Origin of the sequence: Agromyces aureus (genome assembly GCF_001660485.1) — a bacterium.
In the GTDB taxonomy this organism is placed as follows: Bacteria; Actinomycetota; Actinomycetes; order Actinomycetales; family Microbacteriaceae; genus Agromyces; species Agromyces aureus.
Genome location: NZ_CP013979.1, coordinates 89184 through 109210, shown reverse-complemented (window position 1 = coordinate 109210; position 20027 = coordinate 89184). Strand labels below are relative to the sequence as shown.

The 20027-nt window shown below is 72.1% G+C and carries 15 protein-coding genes; 3 read left to right on the top strand and 12 right to left on the bottom strand.

Going from position 1 to position 20027, the window contains the following annotated elements:
• Window positions 1-20 precede the first annotated feature (20 nt).
• The 3 genes from efeB to efeU all read right to left on the bottom strand — a co-directional run bounded on the left by efeB (window position 21) and on the right by efeU (window position 3600).
• On the bottom strand, window positions 21-1403 hold the full coding sequence (efeB, locus tag ATC03_RS00465) for an iron uptake transporter deferrochelatase/peroxidase subunit (RefSeq protein ID WP_067871758.1): 1383 nt from the start codon (window positions 1401-1403) through the stop codon (window positions 21-23).
• Window positions 1403-2608 (bottom strand): iron uptake system protein EfeO, encoded by a 1206-nt coding sequence (gene efeO / locus ATC03_RS00460; protein WP_067871755.1) that lies wholly within the window; start codon window positions 2606-2608, stop codon window positions 1403-1405. The genes efeB and efeO overlap by 1 nt, the downstream gene beginning before the upstream one ends.
• Window positions 2609-2679: 71 nt before the next feature.
• Complete coding sequence (gene efeU, locus ATC03_RS00455) at window positions 2680-3600, bottom strand: iron uptake transporter permease EfeU (protein ID WP_067871753.1); 921 nt, start codon at window positions 3598-3600, stop codon at window positions 2680-2682.
• 143 nt (window positions 3601-3743) lie between these two features.
• Here efeU and ATC03_RS00450 point away from each other — a divergent pair, with 143 nt between their 5' ends.
• Window positions 3744-5927: a S9 family peptidase gene (locus tag ATC03_RS00450; RefSeq protein WP_067881008.1), complete on the top strand. Its 2184-nt coding sequence runs from the start codon at window positions 3744-3746 to the stop codon at window positions 5925-5927.
• A gap of 48 nt (window positions 5928-5975) precedes the next feature.
• Here ATC03_RS00450 and ATC03_RS00445 read toward each other — a convergent pair whose 3' ends face one another.
• A complete protein-coding gene (locus tag ATC03_RS00445) occupies window positions 5976-6602 on the bottom strand; it encodes a dihydrofolate reductase family protein (RefSeq protein WP_067871750.1) in 627 nt (208 codons plus the stop codon).
• A 117-nt stretch (window positions 6603-6719) separates the two neighbouring features.
• Window positions 6720-7424: a hypothetical protein gene (locus ATC03_RS00440; RefSeq protein WP_152030809.1), complete on the bottom strand. Its 705-nt coding sequence runs from the start codon at window positions 7422-7424 to the stop codon at window positions 6720-6722.
• Window positions 7425-7569: 145 nt separating this feature from the next.
• Here ATC03_RS00440 and ATC03_RS00435 point away from each other — a divergent pair, with 145 nt between their 5' ends.
• Window positions 7570-8148 (top strand): GIY-YIG nuclease family protein, encoded by a 579-nt coding sequence (locus tag ATC03_RS00435; protein ID WP_067871744.1) that lies wholly within the window; start codon window positions 7570-7572, stop codon window positions 8146-8148.
• A gap of 172 nt (window positions 8149-8320) precedes the next feature.
• Here the strand turns inward: ATC03_RS00435 and ATC03_RS00430 are convergent, their stop codons facing one another.
• The 5 genes from ATC03_RS00430 to ATC03_RS00410 all read right to left on the bottom strand — a co-directional run bounded on the left by ATC03_RS00430 (window position 8321) and on the right by ATC03_RS00410 (window position 13737).
• Window positions 8321-9253 carry an EamA family transporter gene (locus tag ATC03_RS00430; protein ID WP_227820184.1) on the bottom strand — a complete coding sequence of 311 codons (933 nt, stop codon included), beginning with the start codon at window positions 9251-9253 and terminating at the stop codon, window positions 8321-8323.
• A 62-nt stretch (window positions 9254-9315) separates the two neighbouring features.
• Window positions 9316-10182: an AraC family transcriptional regulator gene (locus ATC03_RS00425; protein ID WP_067871739.1), complete on the bottom strand. Its 867-nt coding sequence runs from the start codon at window positions 10180-10182 to the stop codon at window positions 9316-9318.
• Window positions 10183-10346: 164 nt separating this feature from the next.
• Window positions 10347-11162, bottom strand: coding sequence for an MBL fold metallo-hydrolase (locus ATC03_RS00420; RefSeq protein WP_067871736.1), 816 nt, complete (start codon window positions 11160-11162; stop codon window positions 10347-10349).
• Between the two features lie 104 nt (window positions 11163-11266).
• Window positions 11267-12874 carry an FAD-dependent monooxygenase gene (locus ATC03_RS00415; RefSeq protein ID WP_067871733.1) on the bottom strand — a complete coding sequence of 536 codons (1608 nt, stop codon included), beginning with the start codon at window positions 12872-12874 and terminating at the stop codon, window positions 11267-11269.
• Between the two features lie 104 nt (window positions 12875-12978).
• Entirely contained in the window at window positions 12979-13737 is a 759-nt protein-coding gene (locus ATC03_RS00410) for a GAP family protein (protein ID WP_227820183.1), read from the bottom strand.
• A 93-nt stretch (window positions 13738-13830) separates the two neighbouring features.
• On the opposite strand from ATC03_RS00410, the gene ATC03_RS00405 reads away from it, so the two are divergent.
• Window positions 13831-14796 carry a cation diffusion facilitator family transporter gene (locus ATC03_RS00405; RefSeq protein WP_067871730.1) on the top strand — a complete coding sequence of 322 codons (966 nt, stop codon included), beginning with the start codon at window positions 13831-13833 and terminating at the stop codon, window positions 14794-14796.
• 410 nt (window positions 14797-15206) lie between these two features.
• On the opposite strand, the gene ATC03_RS00400 is transcribed toward ATC03_RS00405, so the two are convergent.
• A complete protein-coding gene (locus ATC03_RS00400) occupies window positions 15207-16025 on the bottom strand; it encodes a DNA/RNA non-specific endonuclease (RefSeq protein ID WP_067871727.1) in 819 nt (272 codons plus the stop codon).
• 51 nt (window positions 16026-16076) lie between these two features.
• Window positions 16077-19940, bottom strand: coding sequence for an SCO7613 C-terminal domain-containing membrane protein (locus tag ATC03_RS00395; RefSeq protein ID WP_152030808.1), 3864 nt, complete (start codon window positions 19938-19940; stop codon window positions 16077-16079).
• Window positions 19941-20027: the final 87 nt, after the last annotated feature.

Below are 20027 nucleotides of genomic sequence, written 5' to 3'. Positions count from 1 at the left end.
CGGTCACCGCGTCGGCTCGGTCAGGCGAAGAGCGCCTGCCCCACGTACTCCCCCGAACGGATGCCGCCGGGAACCGCGAAGATCGCCGACCCGACGTGCTTGAGGTACTCGTTGAGCCCGTCGGCCGCGAGACTGCGCTGCACGGTGACGAACTGCTCGGGCGAACGCTGGAACGACAGGAAGAACAGCCCGGCGTCGAGGCGCCCGAGCTCGTCGTTGCCGTCGACGAAGTTGTAGCCCCGGCGCAGCATCCGCACGCCGCCGTTGACCGTGGGGTGCGCGAGCTTCACGTGCGAGTTCGTGTCGATGAGCGGAGCACCGGTGGGGCCCTCGGCCTCGAAGTCGGGCTCGGTGAACTCGGTGCCGCCCGACAGCGGAGCGCCGGACCCCTTCGAGCGGCCGACGAGCGTCTCCTGCTCGCCGAGCTGCACGCGATCCCAGTTCTCGATGATCATGCGGATGCGGCGGGCCACGAGGTACGAGCCGCCGGCCAGCCACGCCGGGTCGTCGGATGCCGCGACCCACACCTGCTCCGAGACATCCGCCGTCTCCTCGGCCTTGATGTTGGCCGTGCCGTCCTTGAAGCCGAACAGGTTGCGCGGGGTCTGCTGCGTCGTCGAGGTCGACGACGTGCGGCCGAACCCGAGCTGCGACCACCGCAGGCTCGCGCGGCCGAACGCGATGCGGCTGAGGTTGCGGATCGCGTGCACGGCGACCTGCGGGTCGTCGGCGCACGCCTGGATGCAGAGGTCTCCCCCGCTGCGCTCGGGCTGCAGGGCGTCGCCCTGGAAGCGCGGCAGCGGTTCGAGGGACGCGGGGCGGCGGGCGGCGATGCCGAACCGGTCCACCCCGTCGGCGTCGGCGAAGAGGCCGGGGCCGAAGCCGAACGTGATGGTCAGGCCGCTCGCGGGCAGGCCGAGCGCCTCGCCCGTATCGGCGGGCGGCGCGTAGTCGGAACCGCCGACGGCGCCGCCCTCGGCGACCTCGAGGCCCTGGGTGAGGCGCGCCGCGGCATCCGTCCAGTCCTGCAGCAGCTCGATGAGGCCGTCGCGGTCGAGCGTGGTCGACACGTCGAACGCGGCGAAGTGCAGGCGATCTTGAGCGGGCGTCACGATGCCCGCCTGGTGCTCGCCGTAGAAGGGGTAGACGGATGCCGCGCCGCTTCCGGCGGCGTTCGCCGCACCGGTCGACATGGCCACGCCGACGCCCGCCGCCCCCGCGGCGACGCCGACGGCCGCACCCGCGGCGCCGGCTCCGAACAGCCCCAGCAGGTGGCGGCGGCTGACCCCGGATTCCGCCGGTCGAGGAGGCGCGCCGGCGCCGTCTCGAGACCCGGAATCGGTGGGTCTCGAGACGGCCGCTCCTTCGTCGCGACCTCCTCGATCGGCGGAATCCTCGCTCATCAGACTCCGAGGATCGTGCTCGTCAACTGCGAGAGCGGCTCGGCCAGTGCGTTGACCTGGTCGCTCAGCGCCTTCTTGTCGGCGTCGGTGAGCTCGCCGTAGTTCACGAAGCCCTCCTCGAGCGAGCCGTAGGCGGCGAGCGCCTCGTCGAGCGACGTGAACTGCGCGTCGATCTCGGCCGCGAGCTCCGTGCCCTCGTCGCCCTTGGACTCGGCGAGCGCGCGCACGGCGCCGAACGCGACGTACGCGCCCTGCACGTTGGCCTGGAAGTCGTACAGGTCGGTGCCAGACCACCAGTCCTCCTCACCCGTGATCTTGCCCGCGGCGACCTCGTCGAGCAGCGCGATGGCACCGTTGGAGATGTCGGCGAGGCTGACCGAGAAGTCGTCGGCCGTCACGAGCTCGTGCAGCTGGGTGACGTTCTCGACGAGGCCGTCGGCGTAGGCCCGGCGCTCTTCGGGGGTCGACGGCGCCCAGTCGAGGAACGCGTCCTGGCCGTCGGAGTTCAGGTCGCCCGGGGCCGGCGGCCACAGGTCCTTCTCGATGCGGTGGAAGCCGGTCCAGTCGATGCCGTCGGCCACGGCGTCGACCTCGCGGAAGTCGATCTTCGGGTCGAGGTCGCCGAACGCCTCGGCCGTGGGCTCGATGCGCTCGTAGGGCACACGGGTGGTCGCGAACAGCTGGCGCGCGGTCTCGTCGTCGCCGGCCGCGTACGCGTCGGCGAGCTGCTGCACGAGCGGCAGCAGTTCGGAGGCCTGCGAGCGCACGTACGCGAGGTACTCGGTGACGGCCTGGTCGCTGAGCTGCTGCTCGTCGGACGAGACCTTCGACGCCTCACCCGTCACCGTGAACGAGGCGAGCCCGATCGGCGCACCCACCTGCTGGAACTTGCAGGCCGTGTAGTAGTCGCCCGGCTCGAGCTGCGCGACGAAGTCGACCGACTGGCCCGGCGTGATGTTCTCCTTCTCGCCCACGATGCGCAGCTGGTCGTCGGCGAGGATCTCGAACTCGTTGACGTCGGTGCCCGTGTTCGCGAGGGTGAAGGTCACGGCGCCCGCGTTCGTGGTGTCGACCGCCACCGAGCATCCGTCGTCGGTGATGGCGACGGCGATGGCCTCGGCGAGGTCGGCTTTCGCGACGCAGCCCGAGAGGGCGAGCGCGAACACGGTCGCGGTGGCGGATGCCGCGAGGACACGTCGGTTCATTGGTGCTCCTGTGATGTGGGGTGAACGGTTCGGTGGTCGAGTAGGCGCGTCAGCGCCGTATCGAGACCCGGTCATGGGGTCTCGATACGCTCCGCTACTCGACCACCGGAGACGGGTGCGACGGGCGCGGCGGGCGGTGCCGCAGCCGCAGCCGCAGCGGGAACCGCAGCCGCGGCCGCGCGCGCCCGGCTGCGACGGCGCAGCATGAGCAGGTACAGCGGAACGGTGATCACGACGTACGCGACCCACGCGAAGACCTGCGCCCACGTCGGCTCGGGCGAGAAGTTGAAGATGCCCGCGAGCACCGTGCCGTACCAGCTGCCCGGCGGCACGATGGCGACGAGGCTGTACGCGTGCGTGCCCCAGCCCGGGATGACCGAGGCCTCCTGCAGGTCGCCGATGCCGTAGGCGAGCACGCCGGCGGCGACGAAGATCAGGAACAGGCCGGTCCACGTGAAGAAGCGGCCGAGGTTGAAGCGCACGAGTCCGCGCGAGATGCCCCACGAGATGACCACGGCGGTGAGGATGCCGAGCACGGCGCCGAGCGTCGCGAGCAGTGGGTCGCTGCCTCCGGCCGCATTGGCCCAGACGAAGAGGGCGGTCTCGATGCCCTCACGGCCGACCGACACGGCCCCGAGCACCACGAGGGCGAACCACGAGCGGTCGATCGCGGCATCCACGCTGCTGCGGAGCTCCTTCGACAGGCTCGCGCCGTGCGAACCCATCCAGAAGGTCATCCACGTGACCATCGCGACGGCGACGATCGAGAGCACGCCGCCGAGGATCTCCTGCGCCTGGAACGTCATCGCATACGGGCCCCAGGTGAGGGCCGCGCCGACGCCGAGCGCCACGGCGATCGCGAGCCCGATGCCGATCCACAGCCGCCCGAGCAGGTCGCGGCGGCCGAGCTTCGCGAGGTACGCGACCAGGATGCCGACGATGAGGCCGGCCTCGAGGCCTTCGCGAAGGCCGATCAGGTAGGTCGCGAGCACGGGTGTCTCCAAGGGCAGAGCAGGGGTGGGATGAGCTAAGGCTAGCCTTACTGCGCGCGAACGCAAGTACGGATTCCCGCCCTGGCGGCCCGCCACCGGCATCCGCTGGTCACCTCGAAGGCGAAGCGCGTAGCGTTGTGCCCGTGCTGACTCCGCCGAAGACTCCGAAGCGCCCGATCGAACGCACGCACCACGGCGACACCGTGGTCGACGACTACGAGTGGCTCCGCGCCAAGGAGGATCCCGAGGTCCTCGCCCACCTGCATGAAGAGAACGCGTACACGAATGCGCGCACCGAGCATCTCTCGCTGCTGCAGGAGCAGCTCTTCGAGGAGATCCGGGCCCGCACGAAGGAGACCGACCTCTCGGTGCCCACGCGCGAGGGCGACTGGTGGTACTACACGCGCACCGTCGAGGGGCAGCAGTACGGCATCCACTGCCGGGCGCCGATCGCCGGGCCCGACGACTGGGAGCCGCCCGTGCTCGAGGCTCCGGCCTCGGCTTCAGGGGCGACGGATGCCGCGGGCGGCCCGGCTGCCGCCCCCGCGGGCCTGCCCGGAGAGCAGGTGCTGCTCGACGACAACATCGAGGCCGCCGGCCACGAGTTCTACTCGCTCGGCAGCTTCGACATCACGCCAGACGGCGCGACCCTGCTCTACGGCACCGACCTCGAGGGCGACGAGCGGTACACGCTGCGCCTGCGCTCGCTCGACGACAGCGGGCGCACCTACGACGACGTCATCGAGGGCACCGCGGGCGGCGCGGTCTTCGACCCGTCGGGGCGATACGTCTTCTACGCGACCGTCGACGAGTCGTGGCGGCCCGACACCATCTGGCGCCACGAGGTCGGCACCGAGACATCCGCCGATGTGAAGGTCTTCCACGAACCCGACGAGCGCTACTGGCTCGGCGTCGGGGTCACCCGCAGCCGCCGCTACCTCGTGATCGAAGCCGGCTCGAACATCACGAGCGAGACGCGCCTGCTCGACGCCGACGACCCGACGGGCGAGTTCCGCGTGGTCTGGCCGCGCAAGGAGGGCGTCGAGTACGACGTCGAGCACGTGATCGCGGGCGGCAAGGACCGCCTGCTCATCGTGCACAACGACGGCGCCGTGAACTTCGAACTCGTCTCGGTCGCCGCCGCCGACCCCGAGGGGCCGCGCCGCATGCTGCTGCCGCACAGCGAGGCGGTGCGACTCGAGGGCGTCGACGCCTTCCGTGACTTCGTGGCGCTCGAGTACCGCCGCGACGGACTTTCGCGCGTCGCCATCGCGAAGCTGCCGCCCGCCGGCATCCCCGCCGACGCGACGCCCGACGACACCCTGCACGAGCTCGCGTTCGACGAGGAGCTCTTCGCCGTCGGGGTGCGCGGCAACCCGTCGTGGGAGCAGCCCATGCTGCGCCTCGGCTACACGAGCTTCGTGACGCCGTCGACCGTGCTCGACCTCGTCGTCGCCACGGGCGAGCGCCGTCTGCGCAAGCGCCAGGCCGTGCTCGGCGACTACGACGCGACCCGCTACGCGCAGCGCCGCGAGTGGGCCACGGCCAAGGACGGCACCAAGATCCCGATCTCGCTCGTCTACCGGCACGACCTCGTGAACCTCGGCGAGCCCGCGCCCACGCTGCTCTACGGGTACGGCTCGTACGAGGCATCCATGGACCCCGGGTTCGGCATCCCCCGCCTCTCGCTGCTCGACCGCGGCATGGTGTTCGCGATCGCCCACGTGCGCGGCGGCGGTGAGATGGGCCGGCTCTGGTACGAGCACGGCAAGAAGCTCGAGAAGCGCAACACGTTCACCGACTTCGTGGCCGCCGCCCGGCACCTCATCGACCAGGAGATCACCGCGCCCGACCGGCTCGTCGCCCAGGGTGGCAGTGCAGGAGGCCTGCTCATGGGCGCCGTGGCGAACATCGCCCCGAAGTACTTCTCGGGCATCCTCGCCGAGGTGCCGTTCGTCGACCCGCTGACCTCGATCCTCGACCCGTCGCTGCCGCTCACGGTCATCGAGTGGGACGAGTGGGGCAACCCGCTCGATGACGAGGAGGTGTACCACTACATGAAGTCGTACTCCCCCCTCGAGAACGTGCACGAGACGCACTACCCGCCGATCCTCGCGGTCACGTCGCTGAACGACACGCGCGTGCTCTACGTCGAGCCCGCGAAGTGGGTCGCCCGCCTGCGCGAGGTGGGCGCCGACCCGCTGCTGAAGATCGAGATGGCGGCCGGCCACGGCGGTGTCTCGGGCCGGTACTCGGCCTGGCGCGAGCGCGCCTTCGCCTACGCGTGGGTCATCGACCGGGCCGGGGCGCACCCGAGCGGGGAGTAGCGCACCGGCTGAGCTGGCACACGGGCGGATGCCGCGGCATCCGCCCGATCAGCGGGCGACGTCGTACGTGATGTGCGTCGCGAGCGGCGTCGCGAGCACGTCGATCGGCTTCAGCACGATGCCGTCAGGCCCGCCGACCGTCACCCCGTCGAACAGGCGCTCCCCGGCGCCGAGCGTGATGGGTGCGACGCTCAGCACGAGGCGGTCGAGCAGTCCGGCGTTGATGGCCTGCCGCACCGTGCTCGCCCCGCCCGCGATCGAGATGTGCCCGCCCGGGCCTGCGGCCGCACGTGCGCGCTCGAACGCCTCCTCGACGCCGCCCGTGACGAAGTGGAACGTCGTGCCGCCGTCCATCTCGAGCGGTTCGCGCGGGTAGTGCGTGAGCACGAACACGGGCGAGTGGTAGGGCGGGTCCTCTCCCCACCAGCCGCGCCACGAGTCATCCGGCCACTCGCCCCTGATCGGCCCGAACATGTTGCGCCCCTGGATGACGGCGGCCACGCCCAGGATCGTGTCGATGACCGACTGGCTCGAGTCGGGGTCGTCGAACATCCAGGCGTGGAGTCTCTCGGCGCCCTCGCCGAGCGGATTCTCGAGCGTCTGATTCGGCCCGGCCACGAAGCCGTCGAGTGAGATGGTCAGGGTTGCGACCACCAGGCCGTCGTCGATGCTCATGCGCGCGACGCTACTCCTGGCCTCCCACATCGAGAAGACCAGTTGTCGTCACGACCGGGCGACCAGTCGGTGCGCCGTTCGATCGAGACCGTCACGACTGCGGAGACGATCGGCCGGTCACCAACCGCCGAACGCATCGTCGAGGGCGTCGCGCTCCTCGCGCCGCTGCCGCACCTCGTCGAGGTCCTTCAACAGGTCGAAGGCGACGCCCGCCATGCGGTCTTCACGCTCGGCGATGTAGGCCTCGTCGATCTCGACGTCGGGCCAGTCGCGCGCGAGGCGCTGCTCGATCGCCTCGGAGAGCTCGCCCCAGGCCTCTTGGCGCGCCCGCTCGGCGAACGCGGCCAGGTACTCGCTGTCATTGCGCAGCTCGCCGAGCCGTTGCGCGACTGCCTCGTTCACGCGTTCGCGCAGGCGCAGGTTCCACGAGTCGGCGCGGTGGTAGTCGTGCTGGTGCGCCGAGCGGCCTTCACGCCTGGCCGCCGACTCGCGTTCGGTCTCGGCCCACTCGGCCACCTGGTCGAACTCGTGGATGAGCTCGCGCAGCACCTCGCGCGCCTCGGCCGACGCCCGCTCGGCGTCGAACGGCTCGTCGCCGCGCAGCGCGCGCACGATGATGCGGTTCTTCAGCGCCATGCGCCCGGCGGCCTCGGCCACCAGCAGGCCCTCGTTGAAGGTCTCTTCGAAGGTCAGCGGCTCAGCCTCTGGCAGGGCGCTGCGGTCGAACGGCGTGAACCGTCGACGCTTGCGCCTGCCCCACCACGCCATGCCGCTCGCCTCGCTCTCGAACGCCTGCACCGACCGCCGAATCGGGCGCTGCACGACCACGTCCAGTCGAAGACCGAGCCTATCGCGGGCGGGTGACGGGGCGGTGTCCGGGCGATGGTGGCCGGGTGATGGTGGCCCGGTGATGCGAGTCGGGCGATGCGACCCGGCGATGTGGGCGGTGCGACGTAGCCTGCACTGCATGGACCGAGCGGATGCCGCCGGCCCGACGTGCGGGCTCCTCGACGCGTCGGGCGCGGCCTGCACAGCGCCCGTCGCGGCAGCCGCAATGCGCCTCTGTGCGCGGCACCTGCTCGAGGCGTACGAGCTGGTCGCCGCCGAGGTCGGCGTCACCGATCTCGCGCCGTCTGCGTGCCCGGCCTGCGGATGCCGCGTCGGCGTGCACTACCCGTCGGGCTGGCTCTGCGCCGACTGCGAATGGCGGCTGGGCGAGGCGCCCGACGGCGAGCTGCAGCCCGTGCGGGTCGAGGTCGTCTACTACGTGCGGTACCGCGATCAGGTCAAGATCGGCACGTCGGCGAACCCGCGGCAGCGGCTCGCGAGCATCCCGCACGACGAGGTGCTCGCGTTCGAGCCCGGCGGCCGGCGACTCGAGCAGCGCCGGCACGCGCAGTTCGCCGACCACCGGTTCGCGGGCACCGAGTGGTTCGCGGCGCACGACGCCCTCGCCGAGCACATCGCCGCACTCGCACTCGGCGTCGACGACCCGTGGGCGGCGTACGACCGCTGGGTCAGCCGCCGGCACGCGGTGCGCGGCTGACGGGAGCCGTGCCCCGGTCTCCGGCCGGCGCCGCCGGGCCACCGGGCCGCCGGGCGCATCACCGATCACCTTCAGAAATTCAGGAGATCCCGGGGGTGGAGGCCCTGTGGCGGCCCTCGATGCCGAGATCTCCTGAATTTCTGCGGCGATGCGATGCGACGCGGCGCGTCGGTCAGACCAGGCCCTCGGCGGTCTGCTCGAGGTCGGACTTCGGGCGGTCGCGCTGGGTCGCGATGGCCGTTCCCGCGGCGCCGCAGACGATCGCGATCGCGAGCACCTCGACGAGCGTGAACGTCTCGGAGAGCACGAGCCAGCCGAAGATCGCCGCGATGACCGGCCCGAAACTCGTGATGATCGAGTACAGGCGTGGAGGAATTCGCCGCAGGATGAACGTGTCGAGGCTGTACGGCAGCGCCGACGAGAGCACGCCCACGCCGAGCAGCAGGAGCACGACGGTCCAGTCGAACGCGCTCGCGTCGAAGGTGACGACGGCGAAGGGCAGGAGCAGCAGCAGGCTCACGATGCTCGCGACGGTGACGCCCTCGAGTCCGGGCAGTCCGACCGCCACGCGGCGCGTGAGCAGGATGTACATCGCCCAGGTCGCGGCGGAGGTCAGGGCGAGCGCCACACCCCACGGGTCGATGGCCGCGGCATCCGAGGTGCCGGGGGCGATGAGCAGCACGACGCCGAGGCCGCCCGCGACCGCGCAGACCGCATCGAGCCATCGGCGCGACGTCGCGAGCGCGATGGCCAGTGGCCCGAGGAACTCGATCGTCGCCGCGGTGCCGAGGCCGATCAGGTGCACCGCCTCGTAGAACGAGACGTTCATGACGGCGAGCACGACGCCGAGGGCGAGCGCCGGCCAGAGCCGCGCCCAGGTGAGCTCCGCGCGCTTCGGTCGGTAGACCGGCAGCACCACGACGAGCATCACGAGCTGCCGCACCGCGACCACGACGAACGAGCCGACGATCGGAATGACGAGGCCCGCGAGCGACGATCCGAAGTTGATCGAGACCTCCGTGCCGACCTGCGTCGCGGCGCCGGTGATGCGGCGGCGGCTGAGCGCGGCATCCGTCATCGCGGTGGAGTCGTTCTCGTGAGGCACCGTACGAAGATACGTGCAATTCCGAGCGACGGATGACGGATGCCGCGGCCGGGCCTCGCCCGCTAGGCGCGCTCCACGGGCATCCACAGCTCGCAGGTGGCCGTGCTGAGGTCGGCGGCACGGTCGAGCACCGCGACGATCGACGGACCAGACCGGAGGCGCCAGGGGTTGGACGGGAACCAGTCCGTCGCGGTCGCGGCCCAGGTCGCCTGCAGGGCCGCGGGATAGGGGCCCTCCGTGCGGAAGACCGCCCAGGTGCCCGCCGGAACCTCGATCGCATCGAGGCCATCGGGCACGGGCGTCGCTTCCGTGACCGCGACACCGTGGAGGTAGGTCAGCTCACTGCCCTCGGCGTAGTCGGGGTCGACGTCGGCGCTGACCTGCAGGAGGCCGGCGGGCTCGGTGTCGCTCAACTCCTTCAGGCGAGCGTGCTCGGTCGCGGGCAGCGAGGCGATGTACGCCTGGATGTGCGGATTCGCGCCCTCGTGGATGAGGGGCACTCTGGTCGAGTGACCGACGAGCCGAAATGCCGGTCGGTCTGCGATGCGGGTGTCCATGGGGGTGTTCCCTTCGACGGTCAGGCGGAACCTGAGGTGCGGTTGCGTGCGAAGGGGGCCGCCATCGCGGCGCACATCACCCGGACCGGCGCCGTGCACCGACCGGAACGCCCGGTTGAACGCCTCGGTCGAGCCGTAGCCGTACCGAACCGCGATGCCGAGCAGGTCGCCGTCGCCGAGCACGTCGGCCGCGGCGACGGCCATGCGGCGGCGCCGCACGTACTCCGACAACGGCATCCCCGCGAGCGACGAGAACATCCGGCGCAGGTGGTACTCCGTCGTGCCGAGACGGCTCGCGAGGCCCGCGATGTCGATCTCCTCGGCGAGGTGCTGCTCGACGTACTCGACGAGACGGTTGAGCTCCGCGATCACGGCGACTCCCTTCTTGTAACCTCCAGCCTGCTCGCCGGACCGACCCGGAACCCGACAATCGCGGTCCGATCGGGTCGGGTCGAGTCGAGCACCTTCTCGATCGCACGGGAAGGTCGGGGCTGGACCGTGAAACCGGCGTCGGTGAACGTCGCGCTCGCGACTCGTCAGCCGACGGGGTCGTTCTTCTGCCCGAGCCGCTCGAGCTGCCATTCGTGCACGTCGACCAGCCAGTACAACGGCCCGGATGGGTCGAGTCGCGGGTCTTCGGGGCTGCGGCCGTCTCTCAGCGCCTCCGCGTATGCGCGATCCAGCGCGAGTCGCGCCCGCAACTGCTCGCCGTCGCCGACACCGCCGTGGCCGGGAATGACGACGGTGACGTCGGCGGCCGCGCCCTCGTACAGCCGCAGAGCGGCCAGGTAGTCCCCGACGGGATCCTCGGCGTCGAGATCCAGGAACGGCATCAGGATGTCGGAGAGCATGTCGCCGGCGACGAGCACGCCGCGGTCCTCGATGAGCAGGGCGGCGTGCCCTGCGGCGTGCGCCCGGTGCTCGAGGATCCGGATGTCGGGTCCGTCCCACGGGATCCGCTCCGCATCGGCGGGCAGTCCGGTGATCAGACCGAGCAGGTCCATCGGGATGTCGTCGGCGTATTCGGGCGGAAGGGCGGGGGCGACGAGCTCCGCCCAGTCGGCTTTCGACAGGAAGTCCCGGATGGAGGCCGCGCCGCGGGCCGTTCCGTACCGCGGAACGTCGCCGAAGTCGGGGTGCCAGAGCACGTGGTCCCAGTCGGGATGCGTCGAGAAGCCCGCCACGACGGACTGCCCCAGCTCGCGAAGGTCGCTCGCGACCTCGGCCAGCTCGTCGACCGTGATGCCGGGATCGATGAGCAGCACGCCCTCGCGACCCTGCACGACCACCGTGTTGCTCTGGAGGAACTCACTCTCGTGAACCCATACGCCCTCTGCGACCCGCCTCAGCACGCGGCAAGGCTACGCCGCCGCGCGCGAGCCGACAACGCTCCGTCTGCGAGCCGGCGCCGGCCGGCCCGACGGGCAGCGCACGACATGGCCTGTCGAGGGCGCGGTCAGGCTCCGGCGACCCGAGCCTGCGCCGCGACGAGCGCCGCGCCGGTGCCGGGCGAGGGCACCTCGGCCACGATGAAGCCGTCGCGGCGCACGAGGTAGACGCGGTCCCTCCGCAGCCGCCCGTGCGGGTCGGCGTCGAACGTGTGCGCCTCGACGCCCAGCTCCCCCGCGATGCGGTGCACCGCGCGCTCGGGCACGCCGTATCCGTGCACCTGCCAGCGCATCGATCGGAGCGGGTCGGAGTTGCCGCCGGTCCAGGGCAGGCGCACGCCGAGCAGCCCGTCGTCGCGGGCCGGTGAGGTCGCGCCCGGGACATCCGGAAGCCGATACCGGATGCGCGTCTGCGAGACGAACCCGAACGCGCGTGGCAGCCCGACCAGACGCGGAATCAGGCGCACCGCGGTCGGGCCGATCGCCGGGATGACCCGTGACCGCACGAATCGGGCGCGGCCCGTGTCGCTCGTCACGAGCCCGAACAGGCGATCGGTCGTCTCGACGAGGGTCTTGCCGACCGGTCGGCGCTCGGCCTCGTAGCGCTCGAGCCGCGACTCGGGCATGCCGTCGACCAGCACGTCGGCGAACGCGCAGGCCAGGTTGTGCGCATCCTGCAGGCCGGTGTTCATGCCCTGGCCGCCGACGGGCGAGTGGATGTGCGCCGCATCGCCGACCAGGAAGCACGGCCCCTCGCGGAACCGGGCGGCGAGACGGTGGTGCAGCCGATAGGTCGTGAACCACGCCGACTCGTCGTACTCGACGCCGAACTCGCGGCGGAAGACCGTGCGCGACTCCTCTTCGGAGGCCTCGCCGTCGGCGCCGAGATCGTCGTCGCGCACCACGCCGATGAGGCGTGCCCGGTCGCCGCCCATGCCGAAACCGAGCATGAGGTGGCGCTCGCTCACCCGCACGTTGATGGCCTGCGCCTCGAGCCCGCGCATGCCGATCGCGTCGGCGAGCGTGAACGTGAACGCATTGGTCGCCCCGTCGAACGGGATCTCGAGCTCGCGTCGCACGGTCGAACGCGAGCCGTCGGCACCCACGCAGTAGCGTGCCCGAACGGTGACCGTGCCGTCGCCGACGTCGGCGCCCGTCGACCGCGTCGCCAGCGTCGCGAGAACGGATGCCGCGGGCCGCCCCTGCTCGGGTGCGGGCGGCTCGATCAGAAGCCGCTCGAGTCGGTGCTGCCACCGCACCTCTCGGCCGAGTTCGCCGAGCGCCTCGATGAGCAGGCGTTCGTTCGCGGACTGCTCGAACACCGTGATCTCGGAGTACGGCGTGACGTCGCGCCCGGCCAGCGCGAGGTCGATCCGGCCGAGTTCGCGTCGTCCGGCGCCCGGGATGAACGTCGTGGCGGGCGAGCGGTTCGCGAGCACGCGATCGACGAGGCCCAACTGGTCGTAGAGCTCCATCGACCTGGCCTGCACCACGAGCGCGCGGGACTCGCGTGTCGGGCCGGCCTTGCCGTCGACCACGATCGCGTCGACCCCGAGCCGGGCGAGGCAGACGGCGAGCATGAGCCCGCTCGGACCGGCGCCGACGATGAGCACGTCGGTGCTGAGCACGTCGGTGCTGAGATCGGCGGATGCATCGGCGGGAGCGGAAGGCGCCATGCCTTCCACCTTCGCACTCGACGGGTGTCGGCCGCCAGCGTCGGCGACCAGGTGCGGTGGTCAGCGTCGGCGCGGCGCGAGCGCAAGCCCGACCCCGTCGCGCCTCAGCCGATCGCGTCGAACAGGCCGAGCTCGAGCGCCGCGGCACGGGCGAGCAGGAACCCGAGGATGCCGACGATCCACGCGGTGGTCTCGGCTGCATTGCGCTCGAGCCAGCCGCTGATGCGGGCCAGCCCCGACTCGATCGCACGGCTCGCGACCGAACGGATTGCGAGCAGCACGAGCGCGGGCAGCACCATCACGACGCAATAGCCGACGAGCACGAGGACACGGCTCGGGGCATCCAGGTCGGACGACGAGAGCAGTCCGATGCCGATCAGGTACGGCAGCATCGAGGCCGCCTCGACGGCGGCCGCGGCGACGGCGAGCCCCATGAGCGGGAGCACGCTCGAGCGCTCGCCCGCGGCATCCGTCACCGCCCGTTCCCTCCACCTCGCGAGCCGGCCCGGTCCGGCCTGCTCGCGCCGCCGCTTGCCGCCCACGAAGAAGGAGGCGATGAGCAGCCCCGCACCGACCACGAGCTGCGCCCAGAGGAACGGGGTCGTCGAGGCGAGCTCCATGAGCTGCGGCAGCGCGACGCTCGCAATCGTGAGCAGCACGAGCCCCACGAGCAGGTAGAACCCCGCGACGGTCGCCAGGTAGAGCAGGATGCGGCTGCGGCGCAGTCGCCCCGGCACGAGCATCAGCCAGATCGGGATCAGCAGCGTGCCGAAGCTCGTCGAATCGACGAGGGCGAGCACGGCCAGCGCACCGAGGAGGGCCGGGCCGGTGAGGGCGGCTCCGGAGAGCAGGTCGAGGTCCACGGTTCGAGCCTGCCTCACCCGGGCCGCCGAGGCATCCGCCGCCCGACGGAGGTTCCGCCCCATCGCGCGGCGTCGCGGTGCCAGACTCTCCCCGTGGGGGACTCAGCCGCGGCGAAGCCGCAGACCGGCGACTCGCTCGTCACGGTGCTCGTCGCGCTCGTCGTGAACGCGCTCATCGCGCTGGCGAAGTCGGTCGCCGCTGCGCTCACCGGGTCTGCCTCGATGGTCGCCGAGGCTGCGCACTCCTGGGCCGACACCGGCAACGAGGTGCTGCTCGTGATCGCCGAACGGCGATCGGTGCGGCCGGCCGACGCGCGACATCCGCTCGGCTACGGCAAGGACGCCTACGTCTGGTCGATGTTCGCGGCCTTCGGCCTCTTCGCGGTCGGCGCGGCCGTCTCGATCCAGCACGGCATCGCGGAACTGCTCGACCCCGAGCCCGCGGGCGACTACGTGATCGCGTACGTCGTGCTCGGCATCTCGTTCGTGCTGGAGGGCATCTCGTTCCTGCGCGCCTACCGGCAGGCGCACTCGGATGCGCGGCGACGACGCGTCGGCACGCTGCGCCACGTGTCGCGCAGTTCGGACCCGACGCTTCGCGCGGTGTTCGCCGAGGATGCCGCGGCCCTCATCGGCCTCGCGATCGCGTTCACCGGGATCCTGCTGCACCAGGTCACGGGCTCGCCGGTGTTCGACGCGCTCGGCTCGATCGCCGTCGGCCTGCTGCTCGGCATCGTGGCGGTGCTGCTCATCGGGCGCAACCGGGCGTTCCTCATCGGCGAGGCCGTCTCCGACGAGGTCCGCGACGAGGTGCTCGCGGAGCTGCTCGGCTCACCGTCGATCGAACGCGTGTCGTTCCTGCACATGGAGTTCGTCGGGCCGGGGCGGGTGCTCCTCATCGCGGCCGTCGATCTCGTGGGCGATCGCAGCGAAGCGGATGCCGCGCGCGAACTCCGATCGCTCGAAGCCGGACTCGAGGGCGACCCGAGGGTCGAGTTGGCGTCGCTGACCCTCGCCGCGCCCGGCGGCCCTGCGCTGGTTCCGCACGGACCCGGCTGATCCGTCGCCTCGCGGTCGTCGCGCTCGCGCGCGCTCGACCGCCCCCGGACTGGCGCCGCTCCTCGTCCGCGGCACGCGTTCGCGCGGTTCCGCGGGCAGTTCCCGGCCGTCATGATGAGCGGCTCACGACCGTCATTCGCGACCTGCGCTCGCGCGGGTTCCGAAGAAGGTTCCCAGATTCCGAGATGCCAGTTCCGCCTCATCGATGAGGCGGAACTGGCATATCGGATTCGCGACGCATCCGCGCGCCGGGCGACGCAGGCGCTCACGGGCCCAGCCGCGGCGCGACGTGGGCATGGGCCTGCACATGCAAGGTGGGCGGGCGGGGGCGCGGTGCGCGGGCGTCGTGCGGGTGCTTCATGCGGATGCGGATGGAAACACGCATGCATGCGCCAACGCTCAGACGCACGTCAGAGCAGGATGTCGGATGCCGCGTCGAGCCGTCGCCACCCGGCGGCCGCGACGGTCTGCGGCAGCACGTCGGCCGCGACGAGATCGGGCATCGACAGGCCCGTGATCGCGGCGATGTCGGCGATCGGCACCTGGAAGGTGCGGAACGGCCCGAGCGGCGGCACCTCGCCGGGCGCCGGCGCGACGACCTCGCTCGTGTCGACGAGCGGCGACTGGTCGAGCACGAAGCCCGCAGCTGAGAGCTCGCCGCCCTCACCGCCGTCGACGGACTGGTTCCAGGCCGCGATCTTCCAGAATCGGAGCGGGATGCGGATGCCGCGGTACGGCGGATCGCCCGCCGAGAGCACGGGTGCGGTGAACACGCTGAGCCGCAGCCGGTTGGCCTCGGCGTGTTCGAGCACGTGGTCTTCGAGGCCGAGCCACAGCTCTTCGGACTGGTTGAAGCCGCCGGCCTGCGGGGCCGCGTTCGTGAAGTGGAACGTGTCGCTGTTGGCGCGGGCCGCGACCTCTGGCGTGCCCCAGACCGGGTCGCGGCGACGCACGAGGTGGCCGCGATCGAGGTCGTTGGCCGCGTAGACGGCGGGGCCGGTCTGCCAGTCCTCGGGCACGCGGTCGTCGAACCGCCAGTCGTCGCCCCGGGGCACGTCGACGAGCGACGCCCCGTCGATGTTCACGCCCGTGACCCGGGCGAGCCGCCGCACCGAATCGAGCACCACGGTGAAGTGCAGGTAGTCGAGGCTGACGGATGCCGCGGCATCCGCCCCGCTCACGCGCGGAAGCGCGGCGCCGACACCGAGGAAGCGTTCATCGAAGCCCATGCGCCAACCAGATCACACGCCGCCGACATGGTGCACGCGCCACGCGCGCGCCTACTCGAGCTCGCGCAGACGAGCGGCGACGCCCTTGCCCTGCGTGGTCTTGCGCTCGGCGCCCACGGCGATCGCGAGCAGCACGGCGCCGGCGGTCGCGAGTGTGATCCACCACGGCATCGCCCCGACCGTGCGGTCGATCTGGGCGGCGAACACGACGATGTTCTCGATGGGCAGCACGACGAGTCCGAGGATGAACGGCGCAGCCAGCTTGCGCGCCGACCCGACGAGGATCAGCACGAGCGCGAACGCGATCACCATGATCGGCCGGTAGAGCTGCGGATCGGTGGCCGTGGCGAGCACCGAGGGCAGGAGCGTGAGCACGATGCCGGGCCCGAGCAGTCGCCACGATCCGCGGAAGCCGACCGGCCACGAGTCGAGCGTGGCCCTCGGCGTGCGCCACTCGGGGCGCGGACGCAGGCAGAGGATGCCGGCGACGAGCACCGCGAGGCCGAGCGGCAGCGAGAACGTCTCGACGCGCAGGTCGCGCTGGCTCCAGCCCGAGACGCCCGCAGCCCAGGCGAGGGCGTAGACGAACCAGAACGGCGGCAGCACCGGCTCGGAGCGGCGATCGCGCGCCACGGCGACGACCGCGGTCACGAGCAGCGCGGCCATGAGCCCCCAGAGGGTCCAGATCGAGAACCAGTCGCGCTGGGTCGCGAAGATCGGCCCGACGGCGAGGTACACGAACGCCGGTGCACCGAACCAGCGGCTCGGCGCAAGCAGGCGCCCGACGCCGGCGTCTGCGCCGTCGGCACGGCTCGGTGCGGACAGGGCCGCGTGGTCGAGCCCCACCGCGCCGAGTCCGGCGAGCACGGCGGCGAGCACCGCGACGGCGAGCACCTGGCCCATGACGGGCGTGGTCCACGTCGCCACGTCGGCGCCGAGCGCCCACCGCACACCCTGGATCGCACCCGCGGAGGCGGCGACGATCGCCGTCGCGAACACGAGCGGACGCACCGCGCGAAGCCGCACCATCCGTTCGCCCGATCCGAGGGCGAGCACGGCGCCGGCGCCGAGCAGCAGCATCGCCCCGGCGAACAGCCCGAGCGTGCGCCACGGGGCCACGTCGGATTCGGAGCCGAGCGCCGCGAGGGCGACGAGCGAGGGCAGGACGGCCACGGCGAGCCCGCTCGCGAGGAGCGCGTACCCGCGCCCGCGTCGCGCGATGAGGATCGTGGCCACGGTGATGGCCGCGACGGCCGGCGGGAGCGTGTACGGCTCGATGACGGCGACGCCTTCGAGGGCCCACAGGCACCAGAGCGCCCCGGTCCAGCTCGCGGAGGCGAGCCACCAGCCGTAGTGACGACCGGCGACGACGCGAACGGCTGCGGCGCCGAGTCCGAGCACGACGAGCACGACGGCCGTCGTGCCGAGGCCCGCGGCGTCGCGCACGAGGGCGAGCAGCACGGTGACGGCGGCCGACACGAGGGCGCCGACCTCGAACCAGAGACGTGCGGATGCGGCATCCGCCGCCGCGATGCCGCTTCGCAGCATCGTGCGCTCGAGCACCACGGTGAGCGGCAGCGCGATGGCGATCAGGGCGGCGATGATCGGCAGCGCGACGGGCGAGCCGCTCATGTCGAGCGTCGCGGCGCCGAGGCAGACGACCACGACCGAGACGGCCGGCACGATCAGCGCTGCGGCGGCCGAGCGCACGAACCGGTTGAGTCCGGGGCGCCGGGTGAAGACGAGCGCCACGGCGAGCGCGGCGATGACGGCGGTCGAGAGGGCGGTCCATCCGCTGCGCTCGACGAGCACCGTGACGATGCCCACGAGGAACGGCACGAGCGTGACGACGAGGATCGCGTACCAGGAGCGGGCATCGACGCGTCGCACGAGGGTCGCGGCCAGGGCGACGAGCGCGGCGGTCGTGGTGGTGAGGCAGAGCACGGCGATCGTCTCGACCCCGGCGCGGCCGAGGGCCGTGGCGAGCAGGACGAGCGCGTAGGCGTACGCGATCGCGAGGTGCACCACTCGGAACGGTGCGGGCACCGTGCGGCCGACGAGCAGGAGCACCACGACGATGACGGCGCCGAGCGGCACGGTGATGGCCGCGTCGGCCCAGCTCAGCAGCGCGGCGACGAGCAGTGTCAGGTGCGCCGCCGTGATGAACGGCGCCCGGATGGTCATCGGGGCCCGCGAGATCGGCGAGACGGGCAGGACGACGGCGAGCGCGGCGAGCACCGCGACGCCGATGCCCAGCGCCACCTGGGTCACGATGAGCAGTTCGGGCCAGGCGACGAACTGCAGCACGGCGACGCCGGCGAGCCAGAGGCCGAGGGCCGCGAACCCGGTGCCACTCCAGGTGCCGATGCCGGCCAGTCGGTCGCGGCGGGTGCGCCAGGCGAGCACCCCGACGCCGATCGCGGCGGCGACGACGCCGAGCAGTCCGGCGAGCGCCCACGTCGACGCCACTCCGGTGAAGAGGTCCTCGGCCTGAAGGCGCTTCGTCGCTTCGCCGGGTTCGGGCAGGGAGCCGACGAACATCACCCCGACGCGGGCAGCCGCGAGCACGAGGAGGTAGACCCCGACGCTCGCGCTCGCGAGCAGCACGCCGAGCGCGCCGGCTCGCAGCGGCTGGGCCAGCACGCCGCCGACGTTCGGCACGAACGACGCGATCGCGAGCGCGACCGCCGCCGCGAGCGGGATCAGCGTGAGCTGCCACGTCGCGTCGTCGAGCACGTTGACGAGCAGGAGGGGCGTGATCGTCACGGCGCTCGCGCACAGCACGCCGCCGAACGCGCTCCAGAAACGGCGGGCGCCGGTGCCGACGGCCACGAGCGCGCAGGCGCCGAGCGCGAGCAGCAGGAGGATGCGCCCGATCTCGCGTTCGGGCGTGTTACCGAGGAACGGCACCTGCACGAGCACGATGAACGTCGCGACGAGTTGCAGCACCGTCAGCGTCACGCGCTCGGTGCGGAGCGCACCGCCGAACCGGGCGGCCGCCCGCGACACGAGCAGGTTCGCGGCGAGGGCGACGGCAGCGGCGGCGACGTGCGCCCAGGCGAACCCGAACTCGAACTCCGCGGTCGAGTAGCCAAGGAACACCGGCGTGAGCACCAGCCCGACGAGCGCCGACCAGAACCACGTGCGCATGCGCGTGGCGAGGCTCACGCCGAGCATGATCGCGGAGGCGACGAGCGTGCCGAGCGAGGCGAACACCCACCCGCTCACCCCCGGCGGGGCGACGTCGGCGAGGGCCTGCACGTCGAGCGCGAGGAACACCATGCCGAGCGCGCCGATGGCCTCGGCCGAGAACAGCACGCCGCGCAGGCGCAGCAGCCACGCCACCACGAGGAACACGATCGTCACGCCGACGGTCACGAGCGTGCGCACGACCTGCGTGACCTCGGGGTTGAGGAACGTGAAGACGATCGCGGCCACGGCGAAGAGGCCTGCGCCGGCCACCGCGAGCACCGACTGCACGCTCGTCTGGCTCTCGGCGCGAGGGGCGGATGCCGCGGGCGCGCCGGTCGTGGCCGCCGGCGCCGCGGTGGCCGCAGCTGCGGGGCCGCCCGACGCACTCGGGGCAGCGGTGTACGCGGCCGCCGGCACGGCAGCAGGGTTCGTGACCGGCGCGACGGCGACCGGCACCGCGACCGGTGCGGGGGCGGGAGGCGCGGCGGGAGGAGAGGCGACCGGCAGGGGTGCCACGGTGGGCAGCGCCCCGATCAGCCGCTCCCGCTCGAGCAGCGCCGACGCCGCGCGCTGCGAGACCTCGTGCACCGCGATGGCCTCAGGCCCCCGCAGGTCTGCGCCGCAGTTCGCGCACACCGCGGAGGCGAGGGCCGCCCTGCATCGGGGGCACTCGGTGGTGGCGGTGAGGTAGGCCGCCGACTGTTCACTCCACGTGGACGCCATTCGCGCAGTCTATTCAGGGCCGCACGTCGCGCCCGGGAGGCGTCCACAGCGCCGCGCCCCGGTCGCGGCCTCCGGCGCCTGGGGAGG